Annotated in this window: 19 protein-coding genes; 16 read left to right on the top strand and 3 right to left on the bottom strand. The window is 54.9% G+C overall.

Going from position 1 to position 25,254, the window contains the following annotated elements; all coding sequences use genetic code 11:
- Nucleotides 1-147: 147 nt before the first annotated feature.
- From ABC395_RS14830 to ABC395_RS14805, 6 genes are all read left to right on the top strand, one after another.
- Nucleotides 148-1,167, top strand: coding sequence for an aliphatic sulfonate ABC transporter substrate-binding protein (locus ABC395_RS14830; protein WP_413004208.1), 1,020 nt, complete (start codon nt 148-150; stop codon nt 1,165-1,167).
- A gap of 23 nt (nt 1,168-1,190) precedes the next feature.
- Nucleotides 1,191-2,048 (top strand): ABC transporter permease, encoded by an 858-nt coding sequence (locus tag ABC395_RS14825; RefSeq protein ID WP_413004206.1) that lies wholly within the window; start codon nt 1,191-1,193, stop codon nt 2,046-2,048.
- Complete coding sequence (locus ABC395_RS14820; protein ID WP_413004205.1) at nt 2,045-2,911, top strand: ABC transporter permease; 867 nt, start codon at nt 2,045-2,047, stop codon at nt 2,909-2,911. Before ABC395_RS14825 ends, ABC395_RS14820 begins: the two co-directional genes overlap by 4 nt.
- Before the next feature lie 33 nt (nt 2,912-2,944).
- The gene (locus ABC395_RS14815) at nt 2,945-4,303 is read left to right on the top strand and encodes an LLM class flavin-dependent oxidoreductase (RefSeq protein WP_413004203.1); all 1,359 of its coding nucleotides are present in this window, start codon (nt 2,945-2,947) and stop codon (nt 4,301-4,303) included.
- Between the two features lie 262 nt (nt 4,304-4,565).
- On the top strand, nt 4,566-6,182 hold the full coding sequence (locus tag ABC395_RS14810) for a basic secretory protein-like protein (protein ID WP_413004201.1): 1,617 nt from the start codon (nt 4,566-4,568) through the stop codon (nt 6,180-6,182).
- 673 nt (nt 6,183-6,855) lie between these two features.
- Complete coding sequence (locus ABC395_RS14805; protein ID WP_413004199.1) at nt 6,856-7,908, top strand: lytic polysaccharide monooxygenase; 1,053 nt, start codon at nt 6,856-6,858, stop codon at nt 7,906-7,908.
- 398 nt (nt 7,909-8,306) lie between these two features.
- Here ABC395_RS14805 and ABC395_RS14800 read toward each other — a convergent pair whose 3' ends face one another.
- The gene (locus ABC395_RS14800; RefSeq protein WP_413004197.1) at nt 8,307-9,377 is read right to left on the bottom strand and encodes a YncE family protein; all 1,071 of its coding nucleotides are present in this window, start codon (nt 9,375-9,377) and stop codon (nt 8,307-8,309) included.
- A 445-nt stretch (nt 9,378-9,822) separates the two neighbouring features.
- Here ABC395_RS14800 and ABC395_RS14795 point away from each other — a divergent pair, with 445 nt between their 5' ends.
- A complete protein-coding gene (locus ABC395_RS14795) occupies nt 9,823-12,351 on the top strand; it encodes a DUF4855 domain-containing protein (RefSeq protein WP_413004196.1) in 2,529 nt (842 codons plus the stop codon).
- Between the two features lie 239 nt (nt 12,352-12,590).
- On the opposite strand, the gene ABC395_RS14790 is transcribed toward ABC395_RS14795, so the two are convergent.
- Nucleotides 12,591-13,304 (bottom strand): TioE family transcriptional regulator, encoded by a 714-nt coding sequence (locus tag ABC395_RS14790; RefSeq protein WP_413004194.1) that lies wholly within the window; start codon nt 13,302-13,304, stop codon nt 12,591-12,593.
- A 47-nt stretch (nt 13,305-13,351) separates the two neighbouring features.
- Nucleotides 13,352-13,621 (bottom strand): helix-hairpin-helix domain-containing protein, encoded by a 270-nt coding sequence (locus ABC395_RS14785; protein ID WP_413004192.1) that lies wholly within the window; start codon nt 13,619-13,621, stop codon nt 13,352-13,354.
- A 207-nt stretch (nt 13,622-13,828) separates the two neighbouring features.
- Between ABC395_RS14785 and ABC395_RS14780 the strand changes: the two genes are divergently transcribed.
- The 9 genes from ABC395_RS14780 to ABC395_RS14740 all read left to right on the top strand — a co-directional run bounded on the left by ABC395_RS14780 (nt 13,829) and on the right by ABC395_RS14740 (nt 25,253).
- Entirely contained in the window at nt 13,829-14,791 is a 963-nt protein-coding gene (locus ABC395_RS14780; protein WP_413004191.1) for an ABC transporter permease, read from the top strand.
- 15 nt (nt 14,792-14,806) lie between these two features.
- Nucleotides 14,807-15,673, top strand: a complete 867-nt coding sequence (locus ABC395_RS14775; RefSeq protein WP_413004189.1) for a carbohydrate ABC transporter permease — start codon at nt 14,807-14,809, stop codon at nt 15,671-15,673.
- Between the two features lie 60 nt (nt 15,674-15,733).
- A complete protein-coding gene (locus tag ABC395_RS14770; protein WP_413004188.1) occupies nt 15,734-17,293 on the top strand; it encodes a type 2 periplasmic-binding domain-containing protein in 1,560 nt (519 codons plus the stop codon).
- An 87-nt stretch (nt 17,294-17,380) separates the two neighbouring features.
- Entirely contained in the window at nt 17,381-18,391 is a 1,011-nt protein-coding gene (locus tag ABC395_RS14765; RefSeq protein ID WP_413004186.1) for a response regulator transcription factor, read from the top strand.
- The gene (locus ABC395_RS14760; protein ID WP_413004184.1) at nt 18,392-19,432 is read left to right on the top strand and encodes a cache domain-containing protein; all 1,041 of its coding nucleotides are present in this window, start codon (nt 18,392-18,394) and stop codon (nt 19,430-19,432) included.
- On the top strand, nt 19,401-20,201 hold the full coding sequence (locus tag ABC395_RS14755; protein ID WP_413004182.1) for a sensor histidine kinase: 801 nt from the start codon (nt 19,401-19,403) through the stop codon (nt 20,199-20,201). The genes ABC395_RS14760 and ABC395_RS14755 overlap by 32 nt, the downstream gene beginning before the upstream one ends.
- A gap of 174 nt (nt 20,202-20,375) precedes the next feature.
- The gene (locus ABC395_RS14750; RefSeq protein ID WP_413004180.1) at nt 20,376-23,378 is read left to right on the top strand and encodes a chondroitinase-B domain-containing protein; all 3,003 of its coding nucleotides are present in this window, start codon (nt 20,376-20,378) and stop codon (nt 23,376-23,378) included.
- Nucleotides 23,371-24,096, top strand: a complete 726-nt coding sequence (locus tag ABC395_RS14745) for a CBM96 family carbohydrate-binding protein (RefSeq protein WP_413004178.1) — start codon at nt 23,371-23,373, stop codon at nt 24,094-24,096. The genes ABC395_RS14750 and ABC395_RS14745 overlap by 8 nt, the downstream gene beginning before the upstream one ends.
- A gap of 101 nt (nt 24,097-24,197) precedes the next feature.
- Nucleotides 24,198-25,253, top strand: coding sequence for an SGNH/GDSL hydrolase family protein (locus ABC395_RS14740; RefSeq protein ID WP_413004176.1), 1,056 nt, complete (start codon nt 24,198-24,200; stop codon nt 25,251-25,253).
- Nucleotide 25,254 lies beyond the last annotated feature (1 nt).

Raw genomic sequence — 25,254 nt, 5'->3', positions numbered from 1 at the left:
TTTCCGGAGCGTTACGACATTTCAGGAACTGCGCCGGAACGTGCCGCAGGTGTTCGAGAAAGAGAAGGGGCCCAAGCCGGATGGGTGGAGGAGCTAAATGAAAAGGGTAAAATTTACAATCGATATACATACGGAGGAGAGAAAGATATGAAAACATGGACAACGGCGCTGGTTCTGCTCGTAACGGTTATGTTCGCGGCCGGGTGCGCGCAGAAAGACCAGGCGGCTCAGGCCGATAACGGAGGCAAGCGGGATTACAAGGGGCTGACCCTCAAGCTGGGCGTGCAGGGAAGCGGAGGCATGTATGCCAAAGCGAGGGAAGAGCAGTGGTTCGAGAAAGCCTACGAGCCGCTGGGCGTAAAAGTCGAGTGGGCTGAATTTCAAAGCGGCCCGCCGATGACGGAAGCGATGGCCTCGGACAAACTGGATTTCGCTTCTCTAGGCAATATGCCGGTCATTGCGGCACAATCCGCCGGAATAAAGTTCGAGATCATTTCCCAGATACTGGACGGCAAACGGAATACGGCCATTATAGTTCCGGCGGACAGCCCGCTGAAAGATATCCGGGATTTAAAGGGCAAGAAGGTTGCCGTCACGAAAGGCAGCAACGCCTATAATCTGCTGACCCGCGGACTTCACGATGCGGGGGTTAACCCTGCGGACGTTCAAGTCATCCAGCTGCAGCCGAACGAAGCGCAGCCTGCCTTCGATTCGGGCAAGGTCGATGCCTGGGTGACCTGGGATCCTTATATAACCGTCAACACCTTGACAGGCAAAGGAAAAGTGCTTGCCGAAGGCGAGACGCTCGGCGTTCTGGCCCCGTCCTTTGTCATCGTGCGCAAAGAGATTGCGGATAAATATCCGGAGCTGGCTACCGTCTATTTGACCGTTCTGGAGAAAGCGAGGCTGTGGGAAGAGAAAAACTCCGCGGAAGCTCAGAAGCGGTATGCGGCGGATTACAAAATCCCCGAAGCGGTCGTCGGCGGGATGCTGGCGCGTTCGAAATCGATCAACATTCCGGTCAGTGAGGCTACCGCTGCGGAGCTTCAGAAAACGGCCGATTTTCAGGAATCGGCGGGAACGATCCGCAAGAAGATTAAAGTGGCCGACGCCGTGAACAATACCTTTATCGAAGAGGCTCTCAAAGCGGCCTCTGCGGCAAACTAACACCCGAAGGAGAGGTGCTGCACATGCTTTCGGCGAGTACCCGAAACAAACTTATGAACGGCGGGCGGACCGGGAGCACGACACCGGACCGGAAAACGAGGCGGAGAACTCCTCTTGCGGCCAACCGGTTCATCGGATTCCTGCTTCCTCTGAGTCTGCTTGCCGTCTGGCAGAGTGCCGGATCAGCCGGATGGCTGAACCCGATCCTCCTGCCGTCCCCTTTCGATATACTCGGTGAATTCGGAGCGATGCTGGCCAGCGGGGAGCTGCTCCGCAACCTGGGAGTCTCGGCATGGAGAGTGCTGTGCGGCTTTCTGCTGGGAGGAAGCCTCGGACTTGCGGCGGGTCTTTGGGTCGGATTTTCGTACAAGGCGGAAAGACTTCTGAATCCCACGCTGCAAATGCTGCGCACGCTGCCGCATCTGGCGATCGCGCCGTTGTTCATTCTCTGGTTCGGTTTCGGAGAAGAATCCAAGCTTCTTCTGATTGCAAAAGGCTCTTTTTTTCCGCTGTACATTCAAACCTTCCTGGGCATACGTTCGGTAGACAATAAATGGTTCGACGTGGCCAGAGTGCTTGAGTTCAGCCGTTTTCAGATGATTGCCAAACTGATTATGCCCGCATCTCTGCCCAACATCCTGCTCGGCACCCGGCTGTCGCTCGGCGTCGCATGGCTGGGGCTCGTCGTTGCCGAGATGATGGGCTCCAGCACAGGCATCGGATTTATGATCAACGATGCCCGTTCCATGTCGCTCACGACGGTTATGTTCGTCGGGATTATCGTATTCGCGGTAATGGGCAAGCTTTCCGACTCGCTCGTCCTACTCGCCGAACGCAGGCTGCTTCGCTGGAGAGACAGCTTTTCGGGAGAGGGGGGATGAGGGTGGTGGAATCCGTATCCGTTAAAAAGTCTGCCGCAACGCTTCGGGGCAAAGCGGCTCCGAAGGTGTACGGCAGGACGGCCAAAGATTTGGGCTGGCTCGGTGTGTTCCCGTCCTGGACGCACGGTCTGCTTGTCCCGATCGTCCTGCTGGCGGTATGGCAGGCGGCCGGTATGAGCGGACTGGTCGGCAAGGAGCAGCTGCCGGCGCCATCGGACATTGCCCGGCGTTTCGCCGAGCTTGGCTTGAGCGGCGAATTGCTGGAGCACATCGGCGTGAGCTTCGTGCGGGCCGCTGGCGGCTTCGCGCTTGGAGCGCTTGCCGGACTTCTCGTGGGATTGTTCACGGGAATCGGCAAACTGATCGAACGGACGCTGGACCCTTCGCTTCAAATGCTGAGGACGGTGCCGCTGCTTGCTTTGATTCCGCTGTTTATCCTGTGGTTCGGAATCGGGGAATTCAGCAAAATTCTGATGATTTCGCTTGCCGCTTTTTTTCCGGTCTACCTCAATACGTTCACGGGAATCCGGAGTGTGGATTCCAAGCTCTATGAGGTGACCCGCATTTTACAGTATTCGCGCGGCCGGCAGCTGACGAAACTCATTATTCCTTCCGCGCTGCCTCATATTTTGCTGGGTCTGCGTCTGGCCATGGGCGTTTCGTGGCTGGTGCTTGTTTTCGCCGAACTGATGGGAACGAGCGCGGGCATCGGATACATGATCGAGGATGCCCGGACGTATTCGAATACGGATATCGTATTCGTCGGAATCATTCTGTTCGCGCTCGTCGGTTCTTTATCCGACCTCGCGGTCCACGCGCTGGAGAAACGCTGGCTGGGCTGGCGGGATACGTTCAAGGGTTAACGCAGCCTATAATTTAGAGGAGGTTGAAAGCCGATGTCTAAACGCACGGACCAGCTCCATCTGGGAGCTTTCATTTATTATGCCGGCCACCATCATGCGGGCTGGCGCCATCCCGGATCCGGGGTGGAGGGGATGTACGACTTCGACTTGTACCGCTCCATCGCCGAAACGGCTGAGCGCGGCAAGTTCGACATGATTTTTTTCGCGGATTTATTGTATGTGCAGCATGTGGATATGGCGGCTTCGGGTATGCTGGACCCCATCACGCTGCTGTCGGCTCTGGCCGCCGTTACGAAACGGATCGGCCTTACGGCGACCGTATCCACGACCTATAATCATCCTTACAATGTGGCACGGAAGTTCGCGTCGCTCGACTATATCAGCAAAGGAAGGGCGGGCTGGAACATTGTGACTTCCCAGCTCGATATCGAAGCCCACAACTACGGTCTGCCGAAGCATCCCGATCATGCGCTTCGCTACGAGATGGCCGAGGAATTCGTCGAAGCGGTCACCCGGCTGTGGGACAGCTGGGAAGACGATGCGCTTGTGCTGGACCGGGAAGCGGGAATTTATGCCGATCCGGGCAAAGTAAAGGCGGTCGATTACCGGGGAAAATGGTTCTCCAGCAAAGGCCCGCTGAACGTTCCGCGTCCGCCGCAGGGGAACCCGGTCCTTATCCAGGCGGGCTCGTCCCCGCAGGGGCAGGAATTCGCTTCCCGTTACGGCGAGGTCATTTTCACCGCGCAGCAGTCGCTGGAGGCGGCCAAAGCGTTCTATGCCGCCGTCAACGGCAGGCTGTCCGGAGCGGGCAGAAAGCCGGGCAGCCTGAAAATTATGCCGGGAATCTCTCCGATTCTCGGATCGACGGTTGAGGAAGCCCGGCGGAAAGAGCGGGAGCTGACGGATCTTATCCCGACGGAGCTTGCCGTCATGGCTCTGTCGGGCATGGTCAGCCACGATCTGTCGGCTTATCCGCCGGACGGCCCGCTCCCCGATATTCCCGATCCGGTGGAGAAATCCAACGGGATGAAAAGCCGCGTCCAGCTTATTATGGATACCGCCCGCACCGAAGGGCTTTCCATCCGGGAACTGGGACAGCGGATTCTTGGCGCCCGGGGGCACTTGCAGTACGTCGGCACGCCGGAGGGGCTCGCGGACCTCATGGAACAGTGGTTCCAGGAGAAGGCATGCGACGGTTTCAACGTGATGGGGCCTGTCCTGCCGGGGGATCTTGAGACGTTTACCGACGAGGTGGTGCCGATTCTGCAGCGCCGGGGACTGTTCCGTACGGAATACAGCGGAACCACACTGCGGGATCACTTGGGCCTGGAGCGGGCCGAAGCCGGACATTTCGGCAGACGTGATGCGGCGGAAGCCGGCTTGATCGGATAGGAGGAAGGCGTCCTCCTCCGAAGTACCGGCATTCCAGTTAAAGGCCGTTTCCTTATGCGGGAAACGGTCTTTAAATTGGCATAAAATCAGGTTTTTCTATAAAAGTCATTAAAAACCTCAATAGATAAAAATTGCTACTTTCTGATAAAATGATAGGGAAACCACCCGTTCTACTAGAGAGGTGATAGATACGTTTGCCGGCGGAAGCGGTAAACCACGGATTTCGGTGTGACAAATCGAGAGAGAAGGATGGGAGAAAACTATGAAAAAATTGACTTACCTGACGACGGCGGCTTTTCTGGGACTGAGCCTGATCGGCGGTTTCGGCGTTTCTACGGCAGAGGCGGCTCAAACGACGTCTACGACCACCCCCAAAAATGTGGCGGCGGGAGGCACCATAACGGCAAGCGCCGAATTTGCGCCGACCCAAACCAAGGAAAGCGCATTCGACCAGTCTATTTATACAAAATGGCTTACGTTCAGCTCCACAGGCTGGATTCAAGTCCAACTCGATACGGCGAAGACAGTTACCTCTTACTCGATTACGGCCGCTGAAGATTATCCCGAAAGAGACCCGAAAAACTGGATATTGAAAGGCTCCAATGACGGATTGAACTGGACCGATCTCGATACCCGGCAGAATGAAGCTTTTACATATCGCTATCAGACAAAATCCTACCCGTTAGCGAACGCGTCCTCTTTTAAATACTTTAAATTTGACAACATTACAAACCATTCGGGCGGAATCCTCCAGGTCTCGGAAATCAAATTATTCGACGGCTCCGTCGATACTTGGACCAAGATTAAGCCGTCCGTTACGGCCAGCGCTGAAAATACGCCTAGCGAAGGCAAAGATAATCTGGTAGACGGAAACGAAGTGACCAAATGGCTGACATTCAATGCCACGGGCTGGCTGAATTTCGATTTCGGCAAACCAGTCACGATCGACGGCTACGCGCTTACGGCCGCTAACGATTTTGCCGAACGCGATCCCAAGAGCTGGGTGCTTCAGGGGTCCAACGATAACGCCACCTGGACGAACCTGGATACCAAAAGCAATGAATCATTCAGACTCCGGCATCAGCGGAATCATTATCTTCTGAACGGCAGCAATACCGCTTATCAATACTACCGGCTGAACAACATTACCAATCACAGCGGAGGCATTCTGCAGCTCTCTGAAGTCGAATTCACGCGCAAGGACGACATGTGGCGTGGGGTGGATCCGGTTATCGAGATTCAAAATCTTGACGCCGCAGGCAACGGTCAGCTGTTCGACCAGGCACTGCCTAACGCCACGGAAGATATTCGGGTTATCATTCGCAAAGTAAATGAACTGCTCTATAATAATCCGGGCGAGCTGCAGGGAGGCGTGCGGAAGATCAAGGTTACGATCGAAGACGTTCCCGGAGTGGCTTGGGCGTCGGGCGACCACATCCAGAAAACAGTCGGTTTCAGCTCCCGGTTTTTGCGTGATATCGCGAACAATCCGAACAAATCGGTGCGTGACGAAATTATCGGCGTCCTTTACCACGAGCTTACTCACTGCTACCAGTACGACGACAACCGGTACGCCGACAAAAGCGAAGGCGGTCTCAGCTACATGGTCGAGGGTCTGGCCGATACGGTCCGTTTTACAGTCGGTTATCATGACCGCTACAGCATGACCAAGGGCGGAACGTGGCAGGACGGCTACGGCATTACCGGCAACTTCTTCCGCTGGATCGAGGAAAAGAAAAAGCCCGGATTTATCCGCCAGCTGAACGCGAGCCTGACTCCGTTCGACGGTCAGGACTGGACAGAAGCCAAAATCCAGGAGCTGACAGGCACGAACGTAAATACGCTTTGGACGGAATATCAGGCAACACTTCCCAACTAAGCGCTGAAAATATTCCACTTGTAAAGGCTGCCGGTTTTCCGGCAGCCTTTCTTTTTTGGCAAAATGGTGTCCGCTTATATGAGCATGTAGAACCGTCCCAATGCAGAAGATGATTTTAGAGGGCTGTCATCCGGGGACGGACTCTGCAAAAGGCAAGAGGGAGACAGACCTGTTTCGGGCCTATGTTAACCGGGACACTGCGTGCCGGTATCGTTAAAAAAAGTCGTTCCTGCCGCCGGCCGCCGGCTCTGAAAACATTCCCACGTGTGAAGAGGAGGGAGTTTTTAACTTGGAGAAAATAACCGTTACTCTGATGATATAAAAAGAAAAGAAACATTTGTATCATGTTCTTGTATATTATGTAATATGAGGTATAATATGAGGTGTATTTTCGGCCGTATGCACCCGGTTCCATGTTCCAGCCGAATAGCTGTGGCCATGCAGCTTATGTACCGGCTGTTTTGAAATCGCTTACGCATACAGCCGTTATCGTAAAGAGGCGCGCAGGCTTTAATGCAGCAAGCACGCCCACCTGTGAAAGGAGGAGGATGCAGGGGTATCGCCAGGAATATCCTTACCGCTGCCCGTTCATGATCCAGTTTAATCCGGTCCCAGAGCCGGCATTTGTTAAAATGGTTTCATTTTCATTGCCCATTAAAAGGAGGAATTTATAGTGACCACTCGTTTGCCCTATCAAGGGATGATCAAGATGCTTGCGGCCGGAGCCATGATGCTCGTGCTGTCTATCGCCATGCTTCTTCTGCTGGAAAATAAAGCTTCCGCTCACGGGTATGTCAGCAACCCGTCAAGCCGTGCGGCTCTTTGCGCAAGCGGAGTGAACAAAAACTGCGGTCTCATTATTTATGAGCCATACAGCCTGGAAGCGCTCAAAGGTTTCCCGGTTGCCGGACCTGCCGACGGTAAAATCGCAAGCGCGAACGGACTGTTCGCACCGCTCGACGAGCAGTCGTCCACACGCTGGACGAAAGTAAACCTCAGCCCGGGCCCGACGACTTTCAACTGGACGCTGAAAGTTCCGCATGCGACGTCCGCCTGGAAATATTACATTACGAAGCAGGACTGGAATCCGAACGCGCCTCTGACCCGCGCTTCCTTCGACCTGACGCCTTTCTGCAACGTGCCGTACAAGGGACAACCTTCCGGTTCGTACTCCGACACATGTAACGTTCCGAGCAGAACAGGCTACCAAGTTATCCTTGCCGTATGGGAAATCGCAGATACGGCTAACGCTTTCTACAACGTGATCGACGTAAACTTCGGCGGCGGCTCCCCGGGTACTCCCGACACGTCCGCTCCGACTGCGCCTGCGGGCCTGACGGCTTCCAAAGTTGCCGCTACAAGCGCTACCGTATCCTGGACGGCGTCTTCCGACAATGTCGGTGTAGCCGGCTACCGGATCTATAACGGTTCCACTCAAATCGGCACGACCAGCGGTGCGCTCAGCTTCAACCTGACGGGGTTGACGGCGAATACGGCCTACGCCATTACGGTCAAAGCCGTTGACGCTGCCGGCAATGTATCGGCTGCAAGCAACACAGCCAGCTTCACGACCACTGTCGGCACGACTTACCCGGCTTGGAACGCTTCAACCGCTTACCCGGGCGGAAGCAAGGTTACGCATAACGGCGTAAACTACGAAGCCAAATGGTGGACGCAAGGCGAAACACCAAGCAGCAGCTCCGGTGTCTGGAAAGTAATTGCTTAACAGACACGACTGATCGTTTAACCTAAGATGACTTCCGGATATCCGGAAGTCATCTTTTTTTGTCGGGGAAGCACCGGAACTTACGGGAGGTATGTTATACGAGATACGCAATATGCAGATACGCAGATACGCAGATATGCGGCAAGCCGGCTACCGCAGGCAGCCTGGCTGCCGAAGGACATGAGAAGCCCGGGCGTTCATCCGGATGAACGCCCGGGCTTTGTTGTTCCCTGCCGGAGAGAAAACCGGCAGGGGAATTTTTGCGGGTCGCGACCGCAGCAGAGGGGGGGTTCACGTTTGGCGGCCCGTTGTCCGTTGTCTTTCCGCACCGCGCGAAGGTCCGGGGCGCGTGCCCGGCGTCACATGACGGTAGTCGCTGCCGCTGCCCGACGGCAGGATTAGGAACGGATAACCGACACCGTGTCTCCGTTGTTGTTGGTCACATACACCCGGTGCGTTTTGGAATTGACCTTGAGATCCGACGGCCGTGCACCGACCGTAAGAGTCGTAATGACTTTATTCTTGAAACCGCTGATAACCGAAATGGTCCCTCTCGATAAATTCGGTGAAGCGTTGGCGACGAAAATGCGGTTTTTCTTTGTATCGATACCCAAAACGGACGGCTGGCTGCCGACTCCGACCGTGTCGATAACCTTCAGGTTTTTTCCGCTGATGACGGAAACCGTATTGCCGGACGAATTAGCGGTGTAAATCCGGTTGGTCCGGATGTTGACCTTGATATCGGCAGGAAACGCGCCTACCCGGATCGTTTTGATGACTTTGTTCGTTTTTCCATGGATGACAGAGACGGAGCCGCTGTTTGTGTTCGCGACATAGATCAGGTTGGTTACAGGGTTGATCGCGATAGTATCGGGGCCTGTGCCTACTTTAACCGTAGCGATGACTTTGTTGAGGCTTCCGTTAATGACGGAAACGGTGCCGGCGCTGTTGTTTGACACATAGATCCGGTTGGTGAACGGATTGACGGCTGCGAAAAACGGCGTGTCGCCCACTTTAACGGTGGTGACGACCGTGTTGGTCCGGCCGTTGATTACGGTAACCGAGTTGCTGCCCGCATTGACGGCATACACCCGGCCGGTTGCAAGGTTTAAGGCGATATCCGCGCCGTCCTTGCCGACGTTAACGGACGAAACAAGCCGGTTCGTGACACCGTTCACCAGACTCACACTTCCGGTAAATCCGCGGGGATTTGACGTTACCGCCGTGTTTAATGTGTGAACACGGTTTTTCCGGGCGTTGACCACCAGGTAATTCGGCGCGTTATCGATAGGGATCGTTTTGATGACGCGATTTGTAAGGCCGTTGATGACGGCCAGCGCATCCAGACTCCGGGTTACATATACCCGGTTCGTTTTGCGGTTAACGGCCACGTGCAGGGGAGAATTGACACGGATCGAAGCGATGACTTTCGGTAATTTTTTTCTCCGGTGAGGGATTGTTTTCAGCATGGAGCGCAGTCCTGCCTTTCTATAGGGAACTACGACACTCTATTCAAGATCAAGACGGCTGCTTATGCATATGCCCATGGGAGAAGATTTCAAGCTTGACTTTTTGCGGGTGGTTGACCGATTTTGGGGCTAACAAAGTGAAACGGATAGGAGTTGAATGTGAGCAAAAAAAGGAAGAGGAATCCAAGGAGGAGATGATCCGCTTCGAGAGCCGGACGGCTGCGGAAGACCGTAGGGAGCGGTTTTTTGGCCTTGTAGTCGTGTCGGAAAGAGAAGTCGGAAGTCTGCACGGGTCTTTTCACACAAAATTTCAGGATGCCGGAGCGGAAGAGGGGAAGTAAAGAAGTGTATATAAAAGTCGGAAGTTATCTCTTTTATTCGAAAGGCGAGTCTCTTATGGTTACAGTGTAGGCGCTTTCACAATCATTATTTTAGGAGGGAAATTATGAGTTCGAATAAAAAATGGCTTTCGATGGCACTGGGAGTGACCCTGATGGCGACGATACTTCCCCAGGCATACGGCGCCCAGGCTCAACCTGAAATGCGCAATCTTGCCAAAGGTGCGAAGTACGAATGGTCGGAAGCACCCCATTCCAGCTATCCGGATACGACCGGCAAGCTTACCGACGGAGTGATCGGCAGTGCCAATGTGACGGATCCGTCCTGGGTCGGAAGCTTGAATAAGCAGACCCGCGAGATTGTTTTAGACCTCGGCGAGGCCAAGTCCATTTCCAAGATCCGGGCGCATTTTTTGCAGGATTGGCCGGGCTCGGCGGTTCTTTTCCCTCTGACGGTCTCCATGTATGTGTCGGATGACAAGCAGAACTGGGGAACGGTTAGCCACAAAGCGACGGAGCATCTTTGGGTAGACGGCCCTCCCGTCGATCAGTTCTATACGTGGGACGGAACGAAGGACGGTATTCCGAATGCGGGCTCCGATGCGAAGATGGCCTACGCCCGTTATGTCAAAGTGGCGTTTTCCATGCATCCGAAGGCGTGGGAGTTTATCGACGAAATCGAGGTCTGGGGCGCCGACGGCAAAATCGAAGGGGCGAAGCAGGTGCCCGCGGAAGCATTCGATTATATGCAGCCCGGTGAACATACCGCCGGTATCCGCAACCTTTCCCTGGTATATAACGGTTACTACTCGGACGGGGTCAAAATGACGAAGGAAAAACTCGTTCCCGAGATCGGCTATGTGAACAAGGAAGGCAAGACTGTCGACTGGTTTTTTGACGGAGCGCTTGTCCTCGGCTTGCAGTCCCCGCAAGGACGCGATTTCGGGGAAGGGGGGGCACTGCTGACCGACTGGAACTGGTACCTGGATAAAACGTTTGCGGCTCAAGGGGACTTGGAGCAGTTGAACGAAGCGACGAAGGAAGTCGGCCAAAAGCTGGGACAGCCCGGCCACAAAACGAAAACGGTTATGATGATCCCGAATCCCGGTGAGTATACGACCGATTTCGGGGATATCGACGGAGACGGCATCACCGAGAATTTCAACGAGAGCGCGGTCGGCAAGGATAAAGCCGTCGCCAACCGGCAAAAGGTGATCCGCTGGTGGATCGACGAGGTCAGCCGCAAGTTCGAAGAGAAGAACTATTCGAACCTGGAGCTTTCCGGTTTCTACTGGCTGCAGGAGCAGATAGGAACAAGCAGCAACGGGCCGGATATACTGCGCTTCACAAACGGTCTCGTTCACGAGAAAGGGCTGAAGTCGTTCTGGATTCCCCATTTCCTGGCGTACAAAAGTTACATGTGGAAAGATGTAGGCTTTGACGCGGTCACTTTCCAGCCGAACTATTATTTCGAACCTCTGAACATAGACCGCCTGCAGGATGCGGCCGGAACGGCCAAACGGTTCGGAATGGGCGTCGAGCTTGAATTTGACGACCGGTTGCTGACCGATGCCGTATTCCGCGAAAGATTCCTGGAATACTTGGATGCGGGCGAACAGTTCGGCTATAAGGGAAACGCATTCAAGGCTTACTATAAAGGCAGCGGGCCTGTCATGGCCCAGGCGGCGGCAAGCTCCGATCCCGAGATCCGCGGCCTCTACGACAAGCTGTACGAGTTCACGAAAAACGGACCGGCAGCCGGCGGGGCTCCCGTCGCTTCGGACAGCGCGCTCAGCACTGCGCCGGATACGCCCGTCTCCGGTACATTACCGGCGGCCGATGAGGACGGCGATCCGCTGACTTACAGCATCGTGCGCAACGGTGCCAAGGGAAATGCCGCAGTGACGGACGCGTCCAAAGGAACGTTCACGTATACGCCGGGCAAGGGCCAAACGGGGACCGACACGTTTACGTTCAAAGCCAGCGACGGCAAGACGGATTCAAACATCGCCACGGTAACGGTGACGATCGCGGCGGGACAGACGGGCTGGCAGACCGTACTCACAGGCAGCGGAACGGTTCCGGCGGGAGAGAAGTTCTCCGTCACCTATGGGCTGACGGGAGGTTCGCAGGCGGTATATGCGCAGGATCTTAAAGTCGAATATGATGCCTCCTTTATGGAGTTCGTGTCCGCGAAGCCTGTTCTGGACGGACTTTCCCTCCTCGAAACCGACAAGAAAACGCCGGGACAGCTCCGCCTCCTGGTGGCCAGTCAAGGCGACAGCCATGCCGTGAATCGCCCCGCCAAGCTGCTGGAGTTTATCTTCCGCAGCAAAAAGGACAACCAGACGATCAAGGGAATCGTCTCTGTCACGAATGCGGTGCTGGGCGACCGCGAAGGCAAAGAAACGGAAGCTGCGCCGTCTTCGCTGACGGTACAAAATCCGGGATCGGTACCGGGTGATTACAATGGGGACGGTAAAGTGAGCGTCGGTGACCTCGCTATCGTGGCGGCACCGTACGGAAAAACGAAACAAAGCCCGGATTGGGACCAGTTCAAGCACCTGGATATCAAGAAGGACGGAAAAATCGACAATCAGGACCTCTCTGCCGTTGCGGGTAAAATCTTGAAATAACCGCCTGCCGGCCTCCGCTCTTTATCGCCTGCGGTGACTGCGTGCATGATTCAAGGCGTGCAAGAGTCACCGAAGTTTGCTCTTTAAGCATGCGCCGGGAACAAAAGTAGCCTCTGATTCCGCCTACTTCCTGCATACCGGCATATACGTACAGGAAGGCCTTTAGAAAAACCGCCCGCTTCCCTCGAAGGAAGCGGGCGGTTTTTCTGTATGAAGATGCAAGGGGGAGGTAGGCGGGGTTATTCCCGTTCCATCAAACCGGCTTCTTTGCATAGCTCCACGAGTTCGGATACGGCCCGAAACTGCTGCCGGTTTCTTTCGTGAATGCTCAGGAGAGCCTGTTCCGTCACTTTTTTCGCCTTCCCGATGCTCTGGTGTTCCACGGCTTGTACGATATCCTTCATTCGTTCCAGGAAATAAACCGTTCTGCGCAGCGTGCGGATCAGCAGAATCTGCCGGATATGCATGGGCGTAAAAATCCGGTATCCGTTGTCCGGATCTCTTCCCGGTTTGAGCAGTCCTTCCTTCTCCCAGTGGCGGATCGCGGAATCCTGGACACCGGTGAGAGAGGCGGCCTCGCCGATGGTCATCGCGCTTTTCAGCTTTTTGTTGGCCAGGATCGGCAGCTCGGGGTCCTGCAGGAGAGCGAGCGTATTGTCGGCCACCGTTTTTTCATGCTGGAGAACGGACTGCTCGCGGCTGACGAGCCAGAACGCGCTGTCCATATCGCCGTGCTGGATATGGCGCAGTACGTCGCAGCTGAGACCGACGCCGAAGGCGGGGAACATCGCGCGCAGACAGCGGAAATAAGCCAGGTGTAAGTTCGTGTACAGGCGGTACCCGTTAGCGGCCCGGTCCGGTGCGGGTACGACGCCCCACGATTCGTAATGGCGCAGTGCGCTCGTGCTGATGTTCAGCCTCCGGGCTATATCGATGGGCTTGTAATATTCCAAATCTCGAACCTTTCTCCGCCTGGAAAGCGGCGGGCTTTAACGTTCGTTCAGGACGATTTCCCGGAAGCTCCGGACACTTCGGCGAAAGACAGGCCCTTGGCCGCCAGAGCGGGGCGCAGCACTTCGATCCCTTTTGGCCCCATGCCGTGAAGCTGCAGGATCTCTTTCTCGGTAACCCGGGTCAGCTGTTCCAGACGCAGAAAGCCGGCTCCGGCAAGCGCGCGGAGAGCGGGCTTGGACAAGCCTGCGGGAAAATCGGATTCCGGTCCGGATGACGCAGTTTTTTTATTTGGTCCGTCAGGAAGATTAGTCGGCATAAGAATACCTCCTCTCCGTGAATAGGTATGAATGTCTTAACACCGGTGCGGATGAAGCTATGTTTACTATACCACGGGGCACGTGATGTTCTTTCTTAGGAATTGCGGACCTTAAAAAAAGATAACTCATGTTAAGTCACGGTATCCCGATCGAGAAGCCCGTAAGGTACACTTCAATCATACCAAACAAAGCAAGGGTGATGGAATGTGAGCTACAGCGGGGCCGGACTCGAAGCCGGTACGAAAAGACAGCGAACGAGGAAAAAAGCCGGTTTTTTCTCCTATTACAGCCGGTACAAAGTGTTGTATTTATTGTCACTCCCGGGTATCGCGTATTTCCTGATCTTCAAATATATCCCGCTGACGGGATCTGTGATGGCTTTTCAGGATTACAACATCTTCGCGGGCGTCTGGCAGAGCGACTGGATCGGGTTCGACAATTTCAGACGGATGATCGAGTACGCGGATTTCTGGCGCATTCTGGGCAATACGCTTGCCATCGGGTTTTACACGCTGCTGTTCGGCTTCCCGATTCCGATCATTCTGGCCTTGATGATGAACGAGCTGCGCAATGCGGCTTACAAACGATTTGTCCAGACGTCGGTTTATCTGCCTCACTTTCTCTCCTGGGTCGTCGTCGGCGGAATTGTGATCGAACTGCTGTCCCCGACGAGCGGAGCCGTCAATTACCTTCTGGGCCTTTTCGGCCGGGAACCGGTGTACTTTATGGGCGAGGATTCGTACATCCGCACCATTATCGTAAGCTCGGGGATCTGGCGGGACGCGGGCTGGAGCACGATCATTTATCTCGCGGCCATGAGCGGCATCAATCCCGATTTGTACGAAGCCGCCCAGATGGACGGAGCCAGCCGGTGGAAGCAGACGTTCTCGATTACGATTCCGTCGATCATGCCGACGATTACGATTTTGTTTTTGCTGCAGATCGGGAATTTTCTGGATCTCGGTTTTGAAAGGGTTTTCGTTTTCCTGAATCCTTTGACGAACGGAAGCGGCGACATTCTCGATACGTATATCTACAGGGTGGGCCTGATCCAGCGGGAATACAGCTATACGACGGCCATCGGCCTGTTCAAATCCGTGATCGGTTTCGTGCTTATCGTATCGGCGAATAAATTCAGCAAAAAAACTACCGGAGAAGGATTATACTAGGAAGGAGGAATGAGCTTGTCTCCCTTGGAAAAACAAAGCAAGACCGCGCTGCTTAATCCCGTGCTGCTGCTTCTGATCTCGCTTGCCATGGTTTTGCCGATCCTGAACATCATAGCCAAATCGTTCAGCGGAGCCGGAGCGCTCAGCAGCGGCAGCGTTCTGCTGTGGCCCTCCGATTGGACGCTGTCGAACTACACCACCGTGCTCCAGCAGACGGCGATATGGCGGGCGTTCGGCATCAGTGCGCTCGTCACGGTCGCCGGGACGCTGATCGCGCTGGTGATGACGGCCAGCCTGGCTTACCCGCTGTCCAGGACCGAATACAGGGAACGCAAAGGGATTCTCGTGCTCGTGCTGATTACGATGATTTTCCACGCGCCCCTGATCCCGAACTACCTGCTCATCCGGTCGCTGGGGATGCTTGACAGTCTGTGGGCCCTCATGCTTCCCGGCGCGATCAGCGCGTTTAACCTGTTCGTGATGCGGTCTTTCTTCCAGTCGATCCCGAACGAACTTATCGAGTCGGCCCGGATAGACGGAGCGGGGGAGATGCGCATCCTGTGGACGATGATTTTGCCGCTTTCCAAACCGGCAATGGCCACGATGAGCATCATTTATTCCGTAGCCCTCTGGAACAACTATTCCAACGCGCTTTATTATATCAATGAACGGGCTTTGTTCCCGCTCCAGGTGAAGCTCAGGGAATACGTCGTCACGGATTCCTCGGACCTTGCCAATACGGCGGGCGATATAGCGAATTTGTCACCGGAAGGCCTCAAAATGGCGGTCATCGTCATTGCGACGATCCCGATCATGCTTGTTTATCCGTTCCTGCAGAAGCATTTCATCAAAGGTATGCTGATCGGATCGATCAAGTCTTAATCCGGGACCGCAGGATGCTGTAAAAGGGGTTAACACACGTACCTTAAGGGGGATATCCACATGAAAAGATGGAAAAAAAGCGCACTGCTCCTCACGTTGACCGCATCGCTGGCTCTGACGGCCTGCGCGGGCCAGGGGGCTAGCCCAAAGGAACCTTCGGGACCGGTGAAAGTATCCTTGTCGCTGAGCGATTCCTTGAATAAATACGCGCTCGCCAGCACCGATATCAACAACGACAAATGGGTGAAAAAGCTCGGCGAGATGACCGGCGTGCAGCTGGATATCAAACTGGTGCCGCATGCCGAATTCAAGCCCAAAACGGCGCTCATGTTCGCCAGCAACGACATTCCCGATGTTATGAACACCATTCAAGGGATGTTTCCGGAAGGGCCGGATATGCTCGGCGCGATTAAAGGCGGGCTGTTCATGCCGCTTGACGATCTGCTGAAAGAATACGGCCAGGATTTATTGAAAGCGATTCCAAAAGAAGCTTGGGACGAAGTCAAATACAAAGGAAAAATTTACGCCATTCCGGAATATTTGTCGGTGCCGACCCGGAGAGCCACGTTTATCCGCAAAGATCTTCTGGACGCGACGGGGCTGCCCGCTCCGAAGACGATCGATGAGTTTCTGAATGTGCTGCGCGCCATGAAAAAGAACGGAGTCGAGCAGCCGTTCGCGTTCCGGCAAAATTTCGTCTACTCCGATTTTATTTTCGGCGCCTACGATGTCATGCCTTACAGCACGATGTTCGAGAAAATCGGCGACGAGGTCGTGCCGAAATTTTTTAAAGTCGAGCAGATGCAGAAAGCCCTCCGGGTTTACAAAACGATGTATGACGAAGGGCTGATGACCAAAGACTTCGCCAGCGTAGACGGCAACAAATGGACGAACAACATCAATGCGGGCAAATCCGGCATCTGGAATCACAACGCCAACCTGCTCATGACATGGATCAACACAACAAAAGTGACGAATCCGAAATCCGAAGTCGTGATCATTCCGTCCCCGGTCGGCGACGACGGCAAAGGCGGCATGATGAAATACAGCTATACCGGCGGATTGACGTATATCAACAGCAAGGTGAGCAAGGAAAAGGCGGCCGCCATCATCAAAATGCTCAACTTTATGGTGACCGAGAAGGGCGACAAGTTCTTCAACTTCGGGATCGAAGGCGACACGTATCAGACGCAGGACGGCAAAGTGGTTTACAAGCAGCCTAAAACGCCGGAAGAAACGTACGAAGAGCAGTTCCGTTCGGTTATTCTGCGCCTTGTCGAGGATACGGCTCTGAACCGTACGCTGCTGAACCAGACCGAGGACGGCAAGAAGCTTATCCACCAATTCGATACGATCGTGGCCAAAGAAGGCCGGGACGGTATTTCGTTCGCACCCGAGCTTACGTCCAGCGCCAAATTTACCGATGCGGGTTTGAAGTTCTCCGACATGCCGCCGGTTATCCTCGACCATATGCTTAAAATGGTATACGGCAAGGAACCGATTTCCGATTGGCCGAAGGTGCTGGAGGAATGGAAAGCCAAAGGGGGAAATGATATCATTAAGGAAGCAACCGAGCGGTACAACAAGAAAGAAGGCGTCAAGCTCGGCGATTCGAAATAACGGCTTGAACATTTATCCACTCTCCGGGGCGGATAAATGTTTTTTGCCTTCCACAACATCAGATCCTTATACGAAGGAGGGGGCGGCATGAAGCGAATTTTGGTGGTCGACGACGAACCGTTGATCCGTCAGGGGCTGGTCGCCATGCTGGGGCAGCTGCCGTACGATTTCGAATGGGTAAGAACCGCCGGCAACGGACGGGAGGCGCTGGACAAGATGAACGAGAGCCTGCCTCAGCTTCTTTTAACCGACATCCGGATGCCCAAAATGGACGGGCTGGAGCTGTGCAGGCAGGTGTACGACAAATACCCTCTCGTGCAGAAGGTGATCATCTCGGGATACGGGGATTTCGAATATGCACAGAACTGTATTTCGTACGGCGTCAAAGAATATATTTTGAAACCGTTTACACCCGCTAAAATCGGAGATTTGCTGAACCGGCTTATCTCGCAGGGGAACCCGGCTTTGTCCATTTCCAAGTACGAGGATCTTATCGGAGACATGGCGGAATCGGTGTGGTCGATGCGGATCGAGGAAATGGAGACGGTTTTCGAGCAGCTCAAAACCTACTGTCTTACGGCTTCCCGGACCGATTACGACTTTGTCCAGCTGTTGAAAGATTGTCTTCCGATGCTGAAGAAAAGGCTTGCCCTGAAAGGGTTTTACCCGGCAGTCGGGGAAATACCGGATTCGGGCGATCATCTTCGTTATTTCGAAATGCTGCACGTCAGCATCCTGAAAATTATCGACGAGCTTGCGCTGCAAAGAGGGGGACAGGATCTGATGCTGAAGGCCAAAGACTATATGGACGCTCATATTACGAAGGAGCTTTCGCTGGAAGACACGGCCGATTATTTGGGCATCACCCCGCAGTATTTAAGCTTTCTGTTCAAAAAAGTGCATAAAGAGACGTTCGTCCAGTACCGGATACTCAAACGGATCGAATTGGCCAAAAAGCTGCTGGAAATTCCGCGTTACCGCACCAACGATATCGCATATGAGGTCGGCTACGAGAATTACCCTCATTTTTCGCGGATGTTTAAAAAAGTGACCGGCGTTTCTCCGCTTGAATACCGGCAGCAGTTGGGCATCAAATAAATGAAAAAGACGTTGTCCCGGACCATTTTTATTTATATCGCGGTTGTCGTGATTATTACGGCGGCATCGATCGGCTGGTTTTCCTACCATATTTCTTCCAGTCAGCTGCGACAGCAGAACGAACAGCATCTGATCGAAGCGGTAACCAACGCGGTCAACCATACGGATCTGTATTTAAAGCTGTACGAACGTGCGCATCTTTCTCTTTTTACCCACCCGGATATAAGAAAATTTCTCGATTCGCCGCCGAAAGACGATTATGCGTATTTTCAATATACCGATTCGCTCAAAAAGCAGGTTATCGATCCGCTTTTTCTGAAAACACCGGAAATTATGACCGTTTATTTGACGGATTACAACAAGAATTGGGTCTATTTCGTAAATCCGGCCCTGAAAATTATTCAGGATCCCGTTCCCGGAGCGACGCTGGAGGAGCTGGACAAGGAAACGGATTCCAACGGCAATCTGACGATCATCAACAACAGTGTGTTTTCGGAAAGCGACACCCAGCTCATTACGCTTTCGCGTAAAATACACGGCCAGGTGTTTAACGAATTCAAAGGCATTTTGACGATCCAGATCAAATCGGATGAGTTCTCCACGCTTTGGAAGGGAGTCAACCTCGGACGGGGAGGATTCTTTTCCATTGTGGATCACGAAGGAAGGATTGTGCATCATCCCGATAAAACCCGGATCGGACAAGTAATCGGCGGCGAGCTGCTGGCCAAGCTTGAAAACACGCAGCTCGACTTCGTTCACGGACGCCTCTTTCGGAGAAGAGCGCATGATCGTGAGCCGGAAGTCCTCGTACTCGGGCTGGAATCTCATGGTGTCGATTCCGACCGAAGACATCAACAGGCCGATCGCCAGCATCCGGTATTTATCGTTTCTCGTCGGAGGCATTACGCTGCTTATCGCGCTGCTCATTTCGTACCGGTTCGGCCGGGTCATCACGAAGCCGATTCATATTCTCAAAAGAGGCATGCGGCAGACCGAGCAGGGAAACTGGATGAAGATTCCCCAGCTGCGCACACGCAATGAATTCAGCGAGCTTATCGACCGCTACAATTTGATGGTTGCCAGCCTGTCGGAGCTGATGGATACCTTGTACAAAACGGAGCTGAGCAAGAAAGACGCGGAGCTGGAGCGGCAGAAAGCCGAGCTTCAGTCTCTTCAGCTCCAGATCAACCCCCATTTTCTGTACAATACGCTCGAAAATATTATCTGCTACGCGGTGATCCGGCAGTCCGAGGAAATCACGGAAATCGTGGACGCGATCGCCGCCATGTTCCGCTACTCGGTGCAGACGCATATCGAAGAAACCGCCATCGTCAACGAGCTTAAGCATGTGCTGAACTATATGACGATCATGAAGCACCGGGTAGGCCGGGATTTCGAGCTGGATGTGCGGATAACGCCGGAATTTTTCCTGAAAAAAACGGCCCGCCTCACGCTTCAGCCCTTGATCGAGAATGTGTTTCAGCACGCGTTCGCGGACGGAATCGAAGATTACCATTATATCCGGCTGGACGCCTGGACGGATGAGGAGGACAGGGATCTTCTCATCGTGATCGAGGACAACGGGGTAGGCATTCCGCCCGGGAAGCTGGCCTCCCTCCAGCGGCAGCTGGAATCCAACCAGCTGGCAGATTCCACCCTTGCCGGCCGCAAAGGGCACGGAGGGATCGGGCTTATGAACGTGCACCGCCGCATTCAGCTCGTCTTCGGAGAGAAATACGGCTTGTCCATAAGCAGCATCCAGGGCCAGGGTACCTCGATTTCCATCCGGTTTCCGAACATCGGTTCCTGAACCGGGAAAAGTTGTTACAGCAAGCAGCGCCTGCTCGAACAGAGCAGGCGTTTTTTTAGTTTGCGGAGGCGGCGGAAATTAAAAAAACACAATGAAGATTAAAAGGCGTCATGGGTTTGCGGACCGGCGGAACTTATAATAGGCATGAAATGAAACCGAGAGGATGGTGGATGGATGATTAAGAGCATGCCGGGTTTTAGAGCACGTGTCCGTGTCTTTCTAAGTTTGCAGCTGGTTCTCTCTCTATGCCTTTCCTTAGCTTTCGCCACAACTGTAAGCGCTACCGAAACCGGCGGTGCCGAAAATTTCACCGTTCCGGCCGCAGCCGCCGGCGTAACGGGCCCGTGGCTTGAACCTTTCGAGAGCTACGGATCCTCCCAGACGGGATACACATCTCCGGTTGGAACCGCCCCGACGGCAGCCCAGCCCTGGAAAGCGGTCACGGGCGGAAGCGCAGGCTGGAGCATAGGCGAAGAGACTGTTCCGGGATCTTCGGGGATCAATCATTTCCTGCAGCAGACCGATCCCGCGAGCGGTACCGCCAATCTGATCGCGAACGGTTACTGGGGAACGGACAATCCGGTTCTCACGGACGGCAGCATAACCTTGTCGGGCCGGGTGAAGGTAACCGGGGCCAACAGCACTTACGCGGGACTGACCGCCAAATATTCGGTTAACGGAACGGCGCCGGTCTATTACCGGTTTATGACCAAGAAAAATTCGGTCAGCTACCAGTTTTATCTGGAAAGGGTGACGGGTACTTCCAAAACGGCCGTCCCGCAGACACCCGGAAGTTCTAACGTCAGCGGCGTATCGGTTGCGAATACCGTGCTGAATCCTTCCTTCGACAGCCAGGGCTACCTGCCGCTGAAGCTGGACGTGATTCATCAGGAGGACGGCAGCCTTAAGCTGGACGCCTACTACGGCGGCACGCTAGTCCTGTCGGGCACCGATGCTTCTCCGCTGGCGTCGGGCGGGGTCGGCCTTTACAGCCAGTCCGGCACTACCGCCTTCGACGATATTCAAGCGGCAGCTTACACGGGCGGCGGACCCGGACAGCCGGGCGTTCCGTCCGCTCCGGCGGGCGTAGCCGCATCCCCGGCGGGAGCGGGAGCCGTCAAGCTGACGTGGTCGGCCGTTTCCTCCGCTGCGTGGTATAACGTGAGCCTGTCCGCAAGCGCAGGCGGACCTTTTACGAAGCTCAACGCGTCACCCGTTACGGGGACGGAGTATACCGCCGCCGGATTGACGGCAGGGCAGACGTACTATTTCACGGTAAGCGCCGTGAACGCTTCGGGCGAAGGCGGCGCAAGCGCGCCGGTAAGCGCGGTGCCTCTGTCGTCCTCCAAGCCGCCCGTCACGACGACACCGGAGCTGCTGACCCGCCTCAATGCGGCTGTGCCCGGTGAAGTGATCGAGCTGGCGGACGGCAGTTACACGGGCTTCACGGTGCGGAACAGGAACGGCACCGCGCAAAATCCGATCGTCGTGAAAGCGCAGCATAAGGGCAAAGCCGTTTTCCCCTCGACGGGCATAGCGGTTGAAACCAGCTCCTATATCACGATTCAGGATATGGAATTCCGGATGAATCCGCAGGATAAGTGGATTAACCTGAACGGCTCCAACAACATCCGGATCACAAACAATTATTTTCACTCCCAAAACACGACGACGGCTGCGGACAAATCGAACTGGATTTATATCAAAGGGAGTAACAGCCATCATAACCGCATCGATCACAACTTGATGGAAAACAAACGGGACCGTGGCAAGTTCATTCTGTTCGACGGCGTATCCAGCCGCCCGGAAGGCTCGACCATTCCGTATGAGATTACCCGGTACGATACCGTCGAGTACAACGTATTCCGCAACACGCTGGAACGGCAGACCAACGAATCGGAACCGATCCGCATCGGGGTGTCGGTTTTATCGGGCCTCGATGCCCATGCCACGATCCAGTACAACGTCTTCGATCACTGCGATTCGGATACGGAGATCGTATCGGTGAAGAGCGGAGCGAACACCATCCGCTACAACTATTTCGTCGAGTCGCTCGGAAGCGTAACGCTGCGAACGGGCAGCGGCTCCAGCATGTACGGCAACATGTTTATCGGCAAAGGGCGTCAAGTACTGAGCCCCGATCCGGACGATGCCCCGCTCGGGACCGGAGGAGTCCGTGTCTACGGCGAGAATCACAAAGTGTACAACAATTATTTCGAAGGTCTGACCGGCACGAATTGGGACGCTACGCTTGCGTTCACGACCGGCGACAACGATAACATGACAGGGACCATCGATCCGACGAACAACCATTATATCGCCAAAAATATCGTAATTGCCAACAACACTCTGGTGAACAACAAAAGCGGAATCGAACTCGGTATGGTCCGCTACGGAACCGCGCCGAAAAATCTTACTTTTGCCAACAACATCGTCGTCGGCTCGCAGGACGAGCTGATCCGCATAATGACTCCGATTCCGGGGTTGACGTGGTCGGGCAACATCATGTTCCCGCAGAAAGGTGTGCCGCTCATTACCGGAAATTCCGTTCCGCTGACGGAAAACGAGGTCAAAGTCGTCTACCCGAGCATGCAGAACGCGACTTTGGAGCTTGGACCCGAGGACTATCCGTGGTTATGGGCTTCCGGCGAATATGAGCCCCTTCGCCATATCGCTTATAAGAAACTCGCGGCGGACAGCCCGGCTGTCAACGCATCCAAAGGCAATTACGCGAGCGGGGGTCTCCTGTCTTTCGTAACGGAGGACATGGACAGGGAAGCCCGTACAGGTATTCCCGATGTCGGCGCGGATGAGTATAAAGCCGACGGCAGAACGGATACTGCGCCGCCTTCCTGGCCGTCTGCAAACCCGCTGGCGGTTGACGGCTTATCCCCCCGTACCGCGAAGCTGAAATGGACCGCCGCAGCGGACGACACGGGCGTCACCGGGTACCGGATTTACCGCAGCGGCGTTCTGCTCGATACGGTCTTCGGCGACGTCCTCACGTATGAGGCAGGCTCCCTTCAGCCGGGCACGGCTTATACCTTCAAGATCGAAGCGCTGGATAGAGCGGGGCACAAAACGGCCGGAAATACCGTCAATGTCACAACGCCCGCTTTTACGGGAATCAGCCTTACGGGCGTACCGGTCCAGTCTCGCTCTCGGAGGATTGCCTAAACAGCTTGCCGTGACCGCTCATTATTCCGACGGGTCTACGGAGCCCGTTCCTTCCGGCGCCGTGTTCTCAAGCAGCCAGCCGGGCGTGCTGGCCGTCTCGGCTGAAGGGAAGCTGACTCCGGCAGGTCTGGGCACTTCTTCGGTAAGCGCCGTTTACGGTGGCAAAACCGCCCCGGCGGTTGTTTACACGGTGCTTCCTTCTTCCACGAATCCGCTTGCGATCGGGGGAGACACCTATGTGGACAATATTTTGTCCGACAAGGCGGGAACGAACTTCAGTACGGAGCCCGAGATGCAGATCAAGCGGAAATCGGCCAGCCGCCGGAACGGGTACATAAAAGTTACCCTTCCGGCGTCCGCGCAGACGGTCGATTCGGTCCAGCTCAAGCTGTTTGTCACATCGGCCCAGTCCGGTTCGGACCTGCAGCTGACCGGCATACTGAACGACGGCTGGAACCCGGCGGCGGTAACCGCAAACGATCAGCCCGCCCGTTCTTATTCCGATATGCCGCTCGGTATCAAGACGCCCCTGGCAGGAGGCGGCTACGTGATTTTCGATGTCACGGAGTTTTATAAAAACCCGCAGGCCGCTCAGGATGGCGTCCTCAGCTTCCGGCTCAGCACCAATGAAAACGACCGGGAGGCCAGAGTCGCTGCACTCGAAGGAACGGATCCGGCCAAGGCCCCCGTTCTGCTCGTCACGACGATTCATCCGTAACCAGGCACAGAACTTACCGGAATCCGTACAATGTCTAAAGCCCGGCAGTCAAAACCCGGGCCATCTTATCCGCTGCCGGACGAGCGGGGAAAGGCGCAAGCATGCTGCATAACGGAGTGTATTTTCATAACGTTTCGGAACTGGAACAGAGGCCGGGATTGCCTGGCCTTCTGCTTCAGAGATTTCCCCGGGAAGTAAGGGAGGCGCTGTCCGCTAAGGGACGCACCAAAGCGGCGGAGTCCAGCGGATGCGAAATCCGCTTCGTGACGGAAGCGCCGTATGTCCGGGTCACGATCGGCGCCCTGGAAAAAGACGGCAGGGTCTACGTGTTCCGGGGAGATTTTTTCCACTTCGCCCATGATTTGAAGGCCGGAACGGCAGTGACCCTCCAGCTCGAAGAGCCGGAAAGATTCCCCGAGGTGCACAGGTCCGCCCTGCAAAGCGGGGCCTTCTCATCCGATGTGTGGCGCATCTGCTGCGACCGCTTTACGGCTGTTTTTTATGACGCCGACGCTTTCGGTTACGAGGTCAGGCCGCCGCATAAAGCGGAGATGCCGCCGTTCACTCTGCTCGCGTACGGTTCTTCCATCACGCAGGGCGCGGGCTCGCTCAACCACACCAGCAGTTACGTGCAGCAGGCCGCCAGAAGACTGGGAGCGGACGTCATTAATCTGGGGCTGAGCGGAACCTGTTACTGCGAGAAGGAAGCCGCCGATCACTTGGCGCGCAGCAGCGGCTGGGATGCCGTATTTCTGGAACTGGGCGTGAATATGCGCAGTGTCATGGAGCCGCCGGAATTCGGGCGCCGGATCACGTACCTGCTCGATGAAGTGACGGGGCGCAATCCGCACAAGCCTGTTTTCGTCACGACGATCTATCCGAACCGGGCGACTTTTTTTGAGGAAGAGGAGCATGTGTTTACGAAACGCGATCTGATTTTCAATGATATGTTGAGACGATACGTTTCGGACCGGAATCATCCCCGGCTTTATCTGCTGGAGGGAAGCGAAATCATGACCGAGTTTGTTTCTTTGACGACCGATCTTATCCATCCCTCCGATTACGGGCATATCCGTATGGGGGAACATTTGGCGCGGCTGCTTGAGCCGGTTTTAACCGGGCTGCGCACATCCGACCGAGAAACTGGGGGAATTTGAA

This window comes from Paenibacillus canaveralius (assembly GCF_047238265.1).
Classification (GTDB): Bacteria; Bacillota; Bacilli; order Paenibacillales; family NBRC-103111; genus Paenibacillus_F.
The sequence above is the reverse complement of the archived record's forward strand: the minus strand, read 5'-3'. Positions and strand labels throughout refer to the sequence as shown.